This window comes from Flavobacterium sp., assembly GCF_043760115.1.
Taxonomy (GTDB): Bacteria; Bacteroidota; Bacteroidia; order Flavobacteriales; family Flavobacteriaceae; genus Flavobacterium.
This window is the reverse complement of the sequence record NZ_JAYUPK010000133.1, coordinates 1-14,955: the sequence shown is the minus strand read 5'-3', so window position 1 is coordinate 14,955 and position 14,955 is coordinate 1. Positions and strand designations below refer to the sequence as shown.

The following is a 14,955-nucleotide window of genomic DNA, read 5'->3' as shown; positions in this document are numbered from 1 at the left end:
TTAAGTTTAAATTTTTAGCAATAATATTGGTTTCCTTTTTGGTTTTGTAACCAATGGATAAATTTGAAGTTGTGAGTATGTTTTTATTTTTATTCATTTTAAAAGTTACAAACTAAATTTTTACTACTGAAAATTGAACACTGAACACTGAACACTGAACACTGAACACTGAAAACTGAACAATGAGCACTGAAAATTGAACACTAATCATTGAATACTCTTCTTTTTAACAATCAACCAAATAACAATTGGCGCACCAATAATAGAAGTAATTCCGTTTATTGGTAAAGTAAAATCAAAACCTGGCATTTGTGAAACGGTATCGCAAAATAGCATAATTATAGCTCCAATTAAAATGGTACTAAAAAATAATATTTTATGATTACTGGTTTGAAATAGTAATTTAGATAAATGCGGAACTGCCAAACCTATAAATGCAATTGGTCCAGCAAATGCAGTTATACTTCCTGCTAAAATGCTTGTTGCAAGAACTATAAATCGTCTAGATTTTGCAATATTTAACCCCAAACTTTTAGCATAATTTTCTCCCAATAATAATGCATCAAGTGATTTTATTGAAAAAAGACTTATTATCAATCCAACAGAAACACAAACTGTTAAGATTAAAATATGATTGTAAGATAAATTTCCTAAACTTCCCAAACTCCAAAAAGTAAATTTTTGTAATTCTTCTGCCGAGCTAAAATAAGTTAACATTGAAACAATTGCGCTTGTAAAACTACTAAACATTAATCCAACAATTAGTATAGACATTGTATCGCGCAAGCGTTGCGAAACAACTAAAACCAATAGCAAAACTAAGAAACTTCCAATGCAAGATGCCAAAATTATTCCGTATGAAGAAAGTAAAAATGGAGCCAAAAACGAAGGCAAAATTCCAGCGCCAAGAATTACAAAGGCAACGCCAAGACTTGAACCTGAACTTAAACCTAAAACATAAGGTCCAGCAAGTGGATTTCTAAATAATGTTTGCATTAAAAGTCCAGAAATTGATAATCCAATTCCAACTAAAATTGCTGTTATTGCTTTGGGTAATCTAAAATTTATGATGATGTATTCCCAAGTTTCTTTGCTAGAATTGAAACCAACTAAACTTTTTACAACTTCTTTTATAGGAATTGCAACTTGACCTAAAGAAATATTCAATAGCAATGTTACTAGCAGAAGCAAAGTTAAACTTGAAAAAAGAATTGAATTTCGGGTTTGGAACATTAATTTTTTAAACCATTAAGTTATTTAAGGTAATTAAGATTTAGCTTTACAAAGAAAGTTAAAAATTTGTGAAACTTTAAGAATGATATTATTCGTGAAAATTGTGTTGAAAACAAATTTAGAATTAAAACTTTTAAAGATAACTTTTAGCAATACAAATAAAGTTAAAATTAGTGAAATTGTAAGTGCAACATCATTCGTGAAAATTCGTGAAATTCGTGTTGAAAACAAATTTAGAATTAAAACTTTTAAAAATAACTTTTAGCAATTCAAATAAAGTTTAAATTAGTGAAATTGTAAGCGCAACATCATTCGTGAAAATTCGTGAAATTCGTGTTGAAAACCTACCTCAATTTCTCAAAAAAGAAAGGTTTATAACCAACTAAAAGTTCTGGATGCAAAATCTTTACAATATCTTTCAATACAACATCTGGTCTGTTTGGAGCCAACTCATAATATAAAACACCACCAGTTTTTCCTTTTTTATTACTAAACGAATATACATTTTTATTTTGAAAAGCTTTAAATTGCGCATAATGAGAATTAGCATCTTCCATAGCTTTAAAAGTTTCAAATTGTCCTGATGTTATCCAAATATCAGCATTTTTTGCTTTTTCAAAAACCGTTTCAAATGAAAGTGATAAACTACCAGTTCCAGATGTTGTTGCCCATAAATAATTACCTTGCGCTTCACTCAATAATTGTGAACCCCAACTTGTGCCTTTTGGCAAATACCATTTATCTTCATACATATCTCCAGCCAAAATGGTAGGTTTATAAGTTGCCTTTTTTACAATTTCTATAGTTTTTAAATAGTCTTTTTCAATTTTTTCAAAAATTTTTGTAGCTTGTTTTTGTTTTCCATATAATGCTCCAAAAAACTTAATCCATTCTGCTTTTCCTAACGGAGTTTGTTCGTTCCAATCGCCATTTAGTAGCACTTTCAAACCATTTTTTTGAAGATTATCTAGTGTTGGATTGGTGTTATCAATTCCGTATCCAATAATCACATTAGGTTCTAACTCTAATACAACTTCGGTATTCAAAGTCTGATTTGAACCTAATTCTTTTACTTTTTTGGCATCAATTAAAGCTCTAACTTTTTCAGAAGAAATGTAATCTAGATTGGGAAATCCAACTAAAGTCTTTTCTACATTTAACATTTCCAATGATGGAATATGCGTTGTAGAAGTCACTACAATTGATTGAATAGGAATAGCTACAGTTGTAAATTGTTTTAAACTATCAGGAATAGTTCCGTTTTTTTCTTTTAAAATATAAGTATAATTTTTGTTTGCTTTTGGCCAAGGATTCTCAACTTTTAGAATAGAAAAACCATTGTAATTTACAATTGAAAAACCTTTGGCGTAGTGTACTCGATTTTTTGTTTCAAGTTTTTTTGTTATGTCTTCATTTGATTTTTTGCATTGAAAACAAGTAGAAAAAACTATAAATAATAATACAATTTGAGTGTTTAATTTCATTAAATAAATTTTCTGTAAAAGTATAATATTTAAACTACATTTGCACTCGTATTTTGGTTGTGAATTCAATTCATTGAACGAACATTAAAAGGGAATTTGGTAAAAAAAAATAGAATGTTATTTTAATTTTAAAATCCAAAGCTGTACCCGCAACTGTATGCTAATAAAGGTTGATGTTAACTACAAAACCATTGAGTTATTTGAATTTATTTCAGATTCTTGAGAAGGTAAACATCAATACGCAAGCCAGGAAACCTGCCACTTACAATGAGTATCAAACTTTCGGGAAAAAAGGTTTGGGTATGGGCAATTCTGTGCTTTTATCCCATTTTATTAAATTATTTTTTTAACTAAAATGAACAAAAAAATCGTTCGTATAAGTGCTGTATTAGCATTTATAACCACTTGTGCATTGGCGCAAAAACAAGATTCTGTAAAAGTGAATCAATTAAATGAAGTAGTGATTTCTGACACTAAATTTGCGCAAAGCAAGGAAAAATCAGGAAAAGTAATTACCAAAATTACCCAAGAAGAACTTCTTAAAAAATCAGGTCAAAACATTGCTCAAATTCTTTCTACAGTTGCTGGTGTTGAAATTAATGGAAACCAAAGTGCCAATGGAAAAAATTTAGGTTATTATGTTCGTGGCGGAAGAAATCGGCAGGTTTTAATTATTATTGATGGAATTCCTGTAACTGATGCATCCGGAATTAGTTTTGAATACGATTTGCGTTTGCTTCCTGTAGATCAAGTGGAAAGTATTGAAATTATGAAAGGCGCATCGAGTACACTTTATGGTTCTGGTGCTGCAACTGCTGTTATCAACATTACTTTAAAAAAAGCTAGTAAAAAAGCAATTAATGGTAACGCTTACATCAACATTGGTTCTAATAATACAGCCCAAAATTCTAAAGTAAATGGTCAAGATTTTAATCAAGGATTTTCAGTAAATGGAACTGCTAGTAAGGTAAATTATTTAGCATCGGTAAATAGTTCAGAATCTGATGGAATGTCTCAAATTGCAAATTTTGATGCCAATTCTGATTATGAAACCGATAGATTTTCTAGAATAAATTATCTTTCTAAAATTGGATTTAAAGCCACTGATAAACTTTCGTTAGACTTTTTTGGAAATTATGATAAGATAAATAATAATTACGATTTAGTTTATGACAATACGGCTTTTAACGATACTAATTTAAATAAAACTACATCAGAACAATTTAGATTTGGATTTTCGCCTAAGTATCAATATGCTAAAGGTGAGTTTATTATAATTTCTAGTTTTAATAAAATTGAAAGAAAATATGATGATTTTAATAGCTTTACTCCATCAATTGATGCTTCACTTTATGAGTCTAGAAGTGTAAATGTTGATGCTTTTAATAAGTATAAATTTAGCAATGAATTTTTCTTAGTAACTGGAGCAAATTATCAATTTCACGATATGTTGAGCCAAACTATATATGCAAATGTTGCCAAAGAAGGAACAAAATTCAATATGATTGATCCTTATGTTACTGGAGTTTTTACATCAGATTTTGGTTTAAATCTAAATGCTGGCGCACGATTGAACGTTCATAGTGAATATGGAAATCAATTGGTTTATAATGTAAATCCATCGTTTTCTTTTGGAAAAAATAATGATGTAAAAGTTTTGGCATCGTACAGTACTGCTTTTATTACGCCAAGTTTGTATCAATTGTATGCAGAATATGGAAATTTAAATTTGAAACCAGAAGAAAATGGTACCATTGAAGCAGGTTTTGAAGTTAATTTATTAGATAAAAAATTAAATTTTAACGCAGTAGGATTTTATAGAGAACAAAATAATACTATTGGATTTTTCTTTGATAATATCACTTTTGCAGGTCAATACATAACAATTGAAGGAATTAACAAAGCAAAAGGTGTTGAAACAGAATTGAGTTATGCAGTAAATTCTAAAATTAAATTGAATACCAATTATACTTTTACGCAAGTAGACGAAGCGCTAGATAGATTAATTCCAAAACATAAAGTAAATGCTTCACTAGATTTTCAAGCCAGTAAAAGATTATTTTTAAATGCTAATTATCAATATGTTGATGCAAGAAAAGATGCTTTTTTTGATGGAACTACCTTTGCTGTAGCAAATGTAAATTTAAGTTCTTACCGATTAGTTAATGCTTTGATTAAATATGAATTGGTTAAAAGCAGATTGACTATTTTTGGAGCTGCAACAAATATTTTTAACGAAGATTTTGTTGAAAATATTGGCTATTCAACTCGTGGAAGAAATTTTAGATTGGGATTGAATATAAACTTGTAGTTTTTTAAATTTAAAACCATTAAGGTATTAAGATTATTAAGAGTTTTGGTCTTTATAAGAGATTTAACTTAATTTTTTTAGTGCCTTAATGGTTTATATTATTTAGTGTATCTATTAAAAATAATTGTTAGTTTTTAAAATTATTTTACCTCACTATACATCCCAAATTCCAAAAAATCAACATCATCAAAATCAGTTAAATTAATTGATGTTGATTGCGGTATAACTTTTCCACTAGCCATTATTTGATTCAATGCCACATTCAATAATGGTTCGTCAGTATTTCCTAAAACTCCTAGATTTGATAAGTGTTCTGTTAACTGAAAATTGGGTTGTAATCCGTTTTGGTACTCGCCAAATCCTTCATTGTTAACTGTTTTTAACACAATTGGTTGCATTGCATATTTGTGTTTAGAGCTTCTGTTGGCTTTTGCAAAATTTGGTGAATCGTATAATGTTATTGAACCTACATTTTTGCCAGTTGTAACATCGCCAATTTGAATTACATTAATATAAGGTTTCAATCCATTTATTACTAATTCACTTGCCGATGCAGTACTTTTAGAAGTTAAAACATAAATTTTAGTCAAGTTTAAACTTGCAATTGCACTTCCATTTGCTAGTTTATCTGTAAAATTATCTATCAATTGATTTGGATTAGTAGCATTCCAATAGCTTTGAAGTTTATCATTCCAAACTTCTCTTGCAAATACTTGATTGGTAAATTGACCAGTTATCATACTCGCCAATCGTGTTGCAGTTGCAATTGATCCTCCAGAATTATAGCGTAAATCTAAAACCAAATCGGTAATTTGTTGCGATTTTAAATTGGCAAAAGCTGTATTTAATTGCGATTCATAATTTGGAAAAAATCCATTGTAAACCAAATATCCAATTTTTTTATTGCCTTGATTTATAACATTTGAAATTAAAACTGGATTTTCAGATAAATTTGTTTTGGTAACGGTTACCGATTGTCCGTTTGGAGTTATGTTTCCGTTATCGTAATCGGCAAGATTTAAAGTTTGCGTTATATTTTTCAGCAATTCTTGATAATTTGAAACGGTTAACGATGTTCCATTTATGGCATAAAATATAGTTCCGCGAGAAATATTTTTAGTAGCAGCATCACTATTTGGAATAATGTATCTAACCCAACCAAATAAATCTGTTGTACTTCCTGCTTTAAATTTTAATCCAAAATCTACTCCGTTATTTAAAGTAGTTCCAGAAAGTATTCCTTCTAAAGTTTCATAATTATCAAAAATCACACTAAATCTATCAATAGAATTATCAACTCTAAGCGAATTAAATAAGTCTTTTGGATTGGAATAAGTAGTTAAAAAATTATTTAAATCGTCTTGATTTGCAAATCGTTCGTCTTGCAAATTTGTAACTTCATTTTGCCATAAATAATAAAGATTCATTCCTTTCCAAACAAAATCATTAATTTGCAAGGATTCTGGAACGTATAAATCGTCTTTAGTATCGCAATTGGTAGTTGTAAAAAAGATAAAAAGTGCAAGTATTGAAATTTTAAATTTCATTTTTTATTAGAATTTTATTCAAATTTAGTGAAAATTGTAAAAAAATAATTTTTTCTTGTAACAAAAATAAATGTGCTTCGTCTTTACTTTATAAGCAGGAATCAAATCAATCAAATCAACCAAAAAAATGAATCAAAACGAGTTTATAACATTAATCAATCCGTTTAAAGACAAGCTCTTTCGGTTGGCAAAAAGATTGCTCGTTAGTACAGAAGAAGCACAAGATGCAACGCAAGAAGTTCTAGTAAAATTGTGGACAAAAAACGAAGGTTTAGACGAATATAAAAGTGTTGAAGCACTTGCAATGACAATGACTAAAAATTATTGTTTAGATCAATTAAAGTCGAAACGAGCAAGTAATATGACCATTGTTCATAATAATTATACTGATAGAGAAGCTTCTTTACAACAAAAACTAGAAGACAAAGACAGTTTAAATTGGGTAGAAAAAGTAATTAATGAATTGCCAGAACAGCAAAAATTAATTATACAAATGAGAGATATTGAGCAATATGAATTTGAAGAAATTGCAAAAATATTGGATATGAATGAAACTGCAATTCGAGTAGCACTTTCTAGAGCACGAAAAACGATAAGAGAATATTTGACAAAAACGCATAATTATGGCATTAGATAGAATAGAACAATTAGTAGAAAAATACTTTGAAGCACAAACAAGTATTGCCGAAGAAAACGAGCTTAAAGTATATTTTTCTTCATCAAATGTTGCGCAGCATTTACAGCAATATCAAGATGTTTTTGGGTATTTTGAAAAAGAAAAAAAGGAACAATTTAAAGCAACGTTACCACTAGAAACTAAAACGCTTAAAAAAGCAACGTGGTTAGCAATTGCAGCAAGTGTAACTGTTTTTCTAGGTGTTGGAATGTTTATGTATACTAATAACGAACAAGCTAAGATTCCATCAGAATATGGAACTTATGAAAATCCAGAAGTGGCTTTAAAGGAAACTCAAAAAGCATTGGCATTATTGTCTAAACACGTAAATACTGGCATTGAAAGCGTAAATTATATTACAGAATATGAAACATCAAAAAACAAAATTTTTAAGGAGTAATAACAGAATCTGAAATAAATTCGGATTAAATCAACAGAATCTGAAATAAATTCAGATTAAATTAAAAAATAGAAAAAATGAGAAAAATAATTTTAATAGTAGTTTTAGTATTAGTTTCTAATACGTTTTTTGCACAATCTGTTTTCGATAAATTCGATAATCAAGATGACATTACCACCATTATTGTAAACAAAAAAATGTTTTCTTTAATGAGTAAAGTGGATACTAAAGATAAAGAAACACAACAATATTTAGCATTAATTAAAAAGCTTGATAACTTAAAAGTGTTTGTTACGCAAAGCGATAAAAAAAGCGACGAGATGAAAGCTGTTGCAGATAAATTTATTAAAACCGCAGGTCTTGAAGAGTTAATGCGAATTAATGAAAAAGGAAAAAACATAAAAATTTATGTAAAAAGCGGATCGACAGAAACACAAATAAAAGAGCTTTTAATGTTTATTGAAGGTTCTGGAAAAGAAGAAACGGTATTGATGTCGTTAACAGGAAACTTTGATCTTGATGAACTTTCTGTATTGACAGATAAAATGAATTTGCCTGGTGGCGATGATTTGAAAAAAGCGTCTAAAAAGAAATAAATTAACTTCAATGTCAATTGCAAAAATCAACTTCAATGTCAATTGCAAAAATCAATTGCAAAAATCAATTGAAAAAATCAATTGTATTTTTTAAATTGAATAATAAAACTTGATATTGAATTTTGCAATTGACTTTGATATTTAAATTAAAAATTATGAAAACTATATATTGTGTGGTAATCGTTTTGAGTTTGCTATTAACAAGCTGCAATAACGAGCCAAGTTTGCAAAAATATTTTGTAGAAAATCAAGAAAAATCAGGATTTGTTGCGGTAGATATTTCTTCAAGCATTTTGAATCTTGATAAAACTAAATTGAGTTTGGAACAAAGCAAAGCATTAAAATCTTTTAACAAAATGAATGTTTTGGCTTTTAAAATTGATGAGAAAAACAAAGGTCAATATGCTACTGAAAAAAATAAAGTAGTTGAAATCTTGAAAGATACTGTTACTTACAAGCAATTAATGAAATTTGGATCTGGTAAACAAGGTGCGTCTATAAGTTATGTTGGCGATGAAAATCATATTAATGAATTTGTTATTTATGGCAATCAAAGCGAGTCTGGATTTGCAGTTGTAAGAGTTCTTGGTAACGATATGAAACCAGAAGATGCCATGACAATGATTTCTGTTTTGCAACAATCTAATATTGATATGAAACAACTTGAAGCATTAACTGGATTAATGAAAAAATAAAGGTTAGGTTAGTTATAAATTGAAAAATGTCTCTAGAAATTGAGACATTTTTTTGTTTATATTTTTGAATTTAGATAAAATGATAACTTAAAATAGCCCAGATTGAAGCGGTATCTTTTACACCTGACAGGTTATTAAAAACCTGTCAGGTGTAAAAATATAGCGGAAAGCTGGAACACGGAAACTAGAAATGCGCAAGCCATTCGCTACTAAAAAAACTATTTTTTAAAATATTTGAAAGGCACAAATAGCATTCCGAAACATTCGCCTTCGCCTTTACCAATGTGTTTGTTGTGCATTTTGTGTGCTCTACGAACGCCTTTTGCATAGATATTGTTGGCGTTGCGGAACATTTTAAAGCGTTGGTGAATAAAAATATCGTGAACTATAAAGTAGGCTAAACCGTAAGCAAAAATTCCTAATCCAATTGAAATACCGATTTCTAGAATTCCTTTTTGCCATAATAAAAAACAGCCAATACTCACTACTGCGTAGAAAATAAAGAAGGCATCGTTGCGTTCAAACCAAGAATCGTGGTCTTTTTTATGATGATCTGCGTGTAGATTCCACAAAAATCCGTGCATTACGTACTTGTGTGTAAACCACGCCATAAATTCCATTAGCGCAAAGGTTAAAAAGAAAACTAAGATATGAATCCACATAATTTTAAAGTTTTAAAAGTACAAATTTCGATTATTTGTAGTGAATTTTAAAGAAACAAGTTTTAAATTATTCTTAAATTATATTGAGCTTGTAAGAGAAATAGCATTTGGCAAAAAGTCCGTATTTTTGATAATCTGGAACTCTAATTCGCGTATTTTTGATTTCAGTTGATGGCGTTTTCTTTAGTTTAGACAGTAATTTTTTGTAATAAACATAGGCTGTGTAAACTCCAAATTTAGCTTCTATAGGAAGATTTTGAATTCCTTTGTAACCTTCGGCAAAATCGGCTTCAATTTCTTTAATTATTATATTTTTAGATGTTTCGTCTAGTTGGGTTAAATCGGTATTTGGAAAATAAGTGCGACTTAAATCTTCGAAATCGGCTTTTAAATCTCTAAGAAAATTTACTTTTTGAAACGCCGAACCCAATCGCATTGCTGAGTGTTCTAACGTTTTATATTTTGTATCATCGCCATTTACAAATACCTTTAAACACATTAAACCTACAACATCTGCCGAGCCATAAATGTATTCTTTGTACTCATCATCAGTATGATATTCTTTTTTGGACAAGTCTAATTTCATGCTTTTCATAAAAGCATTTATCAATTCTGAAGGAATTTGATATTTATTTACAGTGTGTTGAAACGAGTTTAAAATTGGATTTAGACTAATTTTATTTTTTAGCGAATTTTCTAAATCTATTTCAAACATTTGAAACAATTCTTCTTTATTATAATCGTGAAAAGTATCTACAATTTCGTCGGCAAAGCGAACAAAACCATAAATATTGTAAATGTCTTGCCTTATTGATGGCGCCAACATTTTTACAGCAGAAGAGAACGAAGTACTGTAGGACTTAGTTACATTTTCACTGCAATTGAAAGAAACTTTATCAAAAATTGATTTCATAAAAAATTATGACTCTTGTTATTTATTATATTTTTTAATTAAATCTGAAACTAATTTTCCAGATATTAACGATGGCGGAACTCCTGGACCTGGAACAGTTAATTGTCCTGTAAAGTACAGATTTTCTACTTTTTTACTTTTTAATTTTGGTCTTAGAAAGGCAGTTTGCAACAACGTATTTGCCATTCCGTAAGCGTTTCCTTTGTATGAATTGTATTCTTTTATAAAATCGTTTACGCAAAATGACTCTGTAAAAATAATATTATTTTTGACACTTTGTTTAGTAATTTTCTCAAATCTAGAGATAATTATGTTAAAATATTCGTCTCTCAATTCTTGCGTATCTTCTAGTCCTGGCGCAATTGGTATAAGAAAAAAACCATTTTCACAACCTTGTGGCGCTAAATTTTGATTGGTCACCGAAGTAAAATTAGCATAAAACAAAGGTTCTTTTGGCCATTTTGGATTATCATAAATATCTTGTGCGTGTTTATCAAAATCTACGTCAAAAAACAGATTATGGTGTGCAACATTTTGTAATTTTTTATCAAACCCAACGTAGAATAGGAGTGAAGATGGTGCAAACGTTTTTTTACTCCAATATTTTTCAGAATATTGACGGTATTTTTGATCTAAAAGTGTTTCAGAATGATGATAATCTGCACCACTTAAAATTACATCTGCATTTATTTTTTCACCATTTATTACAATTGCTGTGGCTTTATCATTTTCTACAATAATTTTTTCTATTGGCGAATTGGTATAAATTGTAACTCCAAGTTCTTTTGCTAATGATTCCATTCCTAAAATTACGCTGTACATTCCATCTTTAGGTTGCCAAGTTCCTAAACCAAAATCGGCATAATTCATAAAACTATAAAATGATGGCGTGTCAGATGGTTTAGCTCCAAGGAAAAGAACAGGAAATTCTAAAATTTGAATTAGTTTTTCATTTTTAAACTTTTTTCTAACGTCTTTACTAATATTAGAAAAAAACTGATTTACTTTGGTTGCAGTTTCTATGGTAATTAGTTCAAGTGGAGATTCTCCTGGACGATAAACCAAATCTTTAATTGCAATATTATAATTACTCTGCGCTTCTTTCATAAACGAATCTAGTTTTTCACCGCTTCCTTTTTCGATAGCTTCAAATGTTGTAATAATTTCCGGAAGATTGTCTGCTATAGCAACAAAATCGTCAATTCCAAAAAACACATTGTATGCTGGTGAAAGCTTAGATAACTGATAGTAATCGGATGGTTTTTTATTAAAATCGCCAAAGAATTTTTCAAAAACATCTGGCATCCAATACCAAGATGGACCAATGTCAAATGTAAATCCGTCGCGAATTAATTGTCTTGCACGACCACCAATGGTTTTGTTTTTCTCGTAAATTGTAACTTTATTTCCTTCTTTGGCTAGATAACAAGCTGCGGATAGAGCTGAAAATCCAGAACCAATAATCTTAATGTCTTTATTCATAATTTTAAAATAATGTCTACAACTTAAACATTATCAACTAATTGTTCTATTGAACTAAATGTTTTTACTTTTCCTAAAGGGTTTTTTTGATCTAAATATTCTGTCATTCTACCAATTAACCACAATTCTGATGTGTCATCTAGAATATCGTTTTGTAATTGTTTTACATAATTATTTACATCAGCTTTTTCTGGTTCTACAGTCATGTAGCAAACATAAACTATATCAGTAAAGTATTTTTTTAAATCTTTTAAACTTTCTGTTGGAACACTTTCTCCCAAATAAATTGTTTTGTAACCACTAGAAATTATTTCGTAGTTTAAGTACATCAATCCCAATTCGTGAATTTCATTCATTGGTAAATATAAAACAAACAATTTATCGTGTTTTGTAGGTTCTAAAACTTGTATTTTTTCGGTATTAATTAGCAGCTTTTGTTTTATCAAATAACTTATAAAATGTTCGTGAGCAGGAGTTATTGTATCAGTTTGCCATAGGAAACCAATTTCATTCATCAACGGAACTACAACATCAAAAAATATTTCTTTAAATGTTTTTTCAGATAATAAATCATTATAGGTTTTAAAAAATAGTGTTTGATCAAAATTCATCATTGCCATTTTAAAAGCGCTAATTGCGTGATTTTTTGCACTTTTAGATGAAACAATTTCTCTTACAAGAAGTGGAATTTTTTCTACTGGCATTTTTGAAATCTTAGAGATTTTATAGCCATATTCGTGTAACAAAGTGATGTTTAACAACTTTTGAAGGCAAGATAAATCATAATATCTAATATTAGTATCTGTTCTCATTGGTTCTAGAACATTATATCTTTTTTCCCAAATACGTATGGTGTGGGCTTTTATGCCAGATAAATTTTCTAAATCCTTAATACTAAATGTGTTTTTAATATTGTTCATCTTTTTTTTATTTTCGTTAAACAAAAGTAAATAAAAAAATTGATAAATTAGTATTTATTTGTAAAAAAAAAAAAGCAAACTAATAAGTTTACTTTTTTGTGACTTCGATGGGATTCGAACCCACACGTTTTTTCAAACACCACCACCTCAAGGTGGCAAGTCTACCAATTTCTCCACGAAGCCAATAAATAAAAAAAGTTAAGCAAAACTGCTTAACTTTTTTTGTGACCCGACTGGGGCTCGAACCCAGGACCCCATCATTAAAAGTGATGTGCTCTACCAACTGAGCTATCGAGTCTAAAACATAAAAAAATAAAAAAAAAGTGACCCGACTGGGGCTCGAACCCAGGACCCCATCATTAAAAGTGATGTGCTCTACCAACTGAGCTATCGAGTCTTTTTTTATTTTTGAATGCGAGTGCAAAGATAAGGCGTTATTATTAATATTTCAAAGCAATTTTATTTTAAATTTGTTTTTTTTTAATCGTATCTCTTAATGGCTTAATATATAAGGTTTTATTTTATGAAAAAAGTTGTTTTTATAGGTTATATGGGTTGTGGTAAGTCGCTTATCAGTAAAGAATTAGGTGTTCAAATTAATATAAGATGTTTAGATTTAGACAACGTTATAGAGAATTATGCTAGAAAAAGCATTACAGATTTATTTAAATCTAAAGGTGAATTGTATTTTAGAAAACTTGAAAATGAGTTATTGAAGGAAATTTTGAATGCAAATGAAAGTTTAATTTTAAGTACAGGTGGTGGCACTCCTTGTTATTATAATAATATCGAAATTATAAATAATCCAGATGTTACATCTGTTTACTTAAAAGCATCTATTGAAACGTTATTTGAACGTTTGGTTTCTGAAAAAAATAAAAGACCACTTATTTCAAATTTTGATGATGCAGATTTAAAAGAATTTATTGCAAAACATTTATTTGAAAGAAGTTTTTATTACAATCAGGCAAAATATATTATAAATGTTGATACTAAAAGTATCGAAGAAATTATTACAGAGTTAAAAAATATTATTTATTCTAAATAAGCAAAACATGTATCGTTTTCAAATACAATAGTTACATGTTCATTAGAAGAAGTAGATAATGAAATCCCTTTAAAATCTACTTTTACAGGAAATTTTTTATGATTTCTATCAACTAACACTGTAGTTTTTAGTTTGGTTACTGGAACTTCTAAAAAATGTTTTACGCAATACATTAATGTTGTGCCTGAATTTAATACATCATCAACAAGTACAACTCCTTTATTAGAATATAATTCTTTATCAATTGAGGTTGTTACAGTTTCAAATACATTTTTTTTATTGATTTCAACTTTACATAGTACAACATCAAGAGTGCTTATTTCATTTAAAATTGTAGCTATTTTTTCTGCTATCAAAAATCCATTTAATGCTATTCCTGCGAGTATAATTGATTTGTCATCTACAAAAGTTTCATATATTTGAAAAGCAATTCGTTTAATTTTATGTTCAATTTCTTCATTTGTTAAAATTATATTCTTCATAAAGTTTTTTTATTAATCTGTTTCGCTAATTTCTATTTCGTCTAAATCTCTTCTGTCTTTTTTTGTTGGTCGTCCGGTACCAGTTTTTCTATAATGTTCTTTAGAAAGTTTGATTAATTCTAAATGCGCAAATGATTCCGCTGGAGTTTCATCTTTTCTATAAATATCTACCAATTTAGCACCAACTCTGCTTTCTGGAACATCAATAACAGAAATAATATGTGTAATTTGATCTTTTCTAAACGTTATTTTATCTGATGGAAACACTTCCTTACCAGGTTTTGCAACTTGACCATTTACTGTAATATGATTTTTTTTCGCTGCTTCTGTAACCATATTTCTAGTTTTGTAATAGCGAACACACCATAAATATTTATCTACTCTCATAATATTTTCTAAAATCAACGTTAAATACTTTACAAAAATAAATCAATATTGTATCTTGCACACCTAAAAATCAAATAATAATGAATAAATTTTTAAAATTCTTTCTTTTAATTTCAATT

Annotated in this window: 15 protein-coding genes, 3 tRNA genes and 1 riboswitch; of the genes, 6 read left to right on the top strand and 12 right to left on the bottom strand. The window is 28.8% G+C overall.

Annotated features, from left to right (window positions below; all coding sequences use genetic code 11):
* Positions 1 to 207: 207 nt before the first annotated feature.
* Positions 208 to 1,233 (bottom strand): iron chelate uptake ABC transporter family permease subunit, encoded by a 1,026-nt coding sequence (locus ACH2BC_RS11230; protein ID WP_395054094.1) that lies wholly within the window; start codon positions 1,231 to 1,233, stop codon positions 208 to 210.
* A 344-nt stretch (positions 1,234 to 1,577) separates the two neighbouring features.
* Entirely contained in the window at positions 1,578 to 2,717 is a 1,140-nt protein-coding gene (locus ACH2BC_RS11225; protein WP_395054093.1) for an ABC transporter substrate-binding protein, read from the bottom strand.
* A 37-nt stretch (positions 2,718 to 2,754) separates the two neighbouring features.
* A riboswitch (cobalamin riboswitch) is annotated at positions 2,755 to 2,995 on the top strand.
* Positions 2,996 to 3,072: 77 nt separating this feature from the next.
* Here ACH2BC_RS11225 and ACH2BC_RS11220 point away from each other — a divergent pair.
* Complete coding sequence (locus ACH2BC_RS11220; RefSeq protein ID WP_395054092.1) at positions 3,073 to 5,028, top strand: TonB-dependent receptor plug domain-containing protein; 1,956 nt, start codon at positions 3,073 to 3,075, stop codon at positions 5,026 to 5,028.
* Between the two features lie 140 nt (positions 5,029 to 5,168).
* Here ACH2BC_RS11220 and ACH2BC_RS11215 read toward each other — a convergent pair whose 3' ends face one another.
* Positions 5,169 to 6,575 (bottom strand): S41 family peptidase, encoded by a 1,407-nt coding sequence (locus ACH2BC_RS11215; protein WP_395054091.1) that lies wholly within the window; start codon positions 6,573 to 6,575, stop codon positions 5,169 to 5,171.
* A gap of 127 nt (positions 6,576 to 6,702) precedes the next feature.
* Here ACH2BC_RS11215 and ACH2BC_RS11210 point away from each other — a divergent pair, with 127 nt between their 5' ends.
* The 4 genes from ACH2BC_RS11210 (at position 6,703) to ACH2BC_RS11195 (ending at position 8,942) form a co-directional block, all read left to right on the top strand.
* Positions 6,703 to 7,212 carry an RNA polymerase sigma factor gene (locus tag ACH2BC_RS11210; protein WP_395054090.1) on the top strand — a complete coding sequence of 170 codons (510 nt, stop codon included), beginning with the start codon at positions 6,703 to 6,705 and terminating at the stop codon, positions 7,210 to 7,212.
* Positions 7,199 to 7,651, top strand: coding sequence for a hypothetical protein (locus ACH2BC_RS11205; RefSeq protein WP_395054089.1), 453 nt, complete (start codon positions 7,199 to 7,201; stop codon positions 7,649 to 7,651). The genes ACH2BC_RS11210 and ACH2BC_RS11205 overlap by 14 nt, the downstream gene beginning before the upstream one ends.
* A 77-nt stretch (positions 7,652 to 7,728) precedes the next feature.
* The gene (locus ACH2BC_RS11200) at positions 7,729 to 8,247 is read left to right on the top strand and encodes a DUF4252 domain-containing protein (protein WP_395054088.1); all 519 of its coding nucleotides are present in this window, start codon (positions 7,729 to 7,731) and stop codon (positions 8,245 to 8,247) included.
* Between the two features lie 155 nt (positions 8,248 to 8,402).
* The gene (locus tag ACH2BC_RS11195) at positions 8,403 to 8,942 is read left to right on the top strand and encodes a DUF4252 domain-containing protein (protein ID WP_395054087.1); all 540 of its coding nucleotides are present in this window, start codon (positions 8,403 to 8,405) and stop codon (positions 8,940 to 8,942) included.
* A 218-nt stretch (positions 8,943 to 9,160) separates the two neighbouring features.
* Here the strand turns inward: ACH2BC_RS11195 and ACH2BC_RS11190 are convergent, their stop codons facing one another.
* From ACH2BC_RS11190 to ACH2BC_RS11160, 7 genes are all read right to left on the bottom strand, one after another.
* Positions 9,161 to 9,604 carry a beta-carotene hydroxylase gene (locus tag ACH2BC_RS11190; protein ID WP_395054086.1) on the bottom strand — a complete coding sequence of 148 codons (444 nt, stop codon included), beginning with the start codon at positions 9,602 to 9,604 and terminating at the stop codon, positions 9,161 to 9,163.
* Positions 9,605 to 9,677: 73 nt separating this feature from the next.
* Positions 9,678 to 10,517: a phytoene/squalene synthase family protein gene (locus ACH2BC_RS11185; RefSeq protein ID WP_395054085.1), complete on the bottom strand. Its 840-nt coding sequence runs from the start codon at positions 10,515 to 10,517 to the stop codon at positions 9,678 to 9,680.
* 18 nt (positions 10,518 to 10,535) lie between these two features.
* Positions 10,536 to 11,999 carry a phytoene desaturase family protein gene (locus ACH2BC_RS11180; RefSeq protein WP_395054084.1) on the bottom strand — a complete coding sequence of 488 codons (1,464 nt, stop codon included), beginning with the start codon at positions 11,997 to 11,999 and terminating at the stop codon, positions 10,536 to 10,538.
* Between the two features lie 23 nt (positions 12,000 to 12,022).
* On the bottom strand, positions 12,023 to 12,919 hold the full coding sequence (locus tag ACH2BC_RS11175) for a MerR family transcriptional regulator (protein ID WP_395054083.1): 897 nt from the start codon (positions 12,917 to 12,919) through the stop codon (positions 12,023 to 12,025).
* 99 nt (positions 12,920 to 13,018) lie between these two features.
* Positions 13,019 to 13,102, bottom strand: a tRNA-Leu gene (locus ACH2BC_RS11170).
* A gap of 42 nt (positions 13,103 to 13,144) precedes the next feature.
* Positions 13,145 to 13,217: transfer RNA gene (locus ACH2BC_RS11165), tRNA-Lys, on the bottom strand.
* Between the two features lie 26 nt (positions 13,218 to 13,243).
* Positions 13,244 to 13,316 (bottom strand) — tRNA-Lys (locus ACH2BC_RS11160).
* A 126-nt stretch (positions 13,317 to 13,442) separates the two neighbouring features.
* Between ACH2BC_RS11160 and ACH2BC_RS11155 the strand changes: the two genes are divergently transcribed.
* Positions 13,443 to 13,967, top strand: a complete 525-nt coding sequence (locus tag ACH2BC_RS11155; protein WP_395054082.1) for a shikimate kinase — start codon at positions 13,443 to 13,445, stop codon at positions 13,965 to 13,967.
* Here ACH2BC_RS11155 and ACH2BC_RS11150 read toward each other — a convergent pair.
* Both ACH2BC_RS11150 and ACH2BC_RS11145 read right to left on the bottom strand, forming a co-directional pair.
* Positions 13,955 to 14,449, bottom strand: coding sequence for a phosphoribosyltransferase family protein (locus ACH2BC_RS11150; RefSeq protein WP_395054081.1), 495 nt, complete (start codon positions 14,447 to 14,449; stop codon positions 13,955 to 13,957). The genes ACH2BC_RS11155 and ACH2BC_RS11150 overlap by 13 nt on opposite strands.
* 12 nt (positions 14,450 to 14,461) lie before the next feature.
* Positions 14,462 to 14,836, bottom strand: coding sequence for an RNA-binding S4 domain-containing protein (locus ACH2BC_RS11145; protein WP_395054080.1), 375 nt, complete (start codon positions 14,834 to 14,836; stop codon positions 14,462 to 14,464).
* Positions 14,837 to 14,955: the final 119 nt, after the last annotated feature.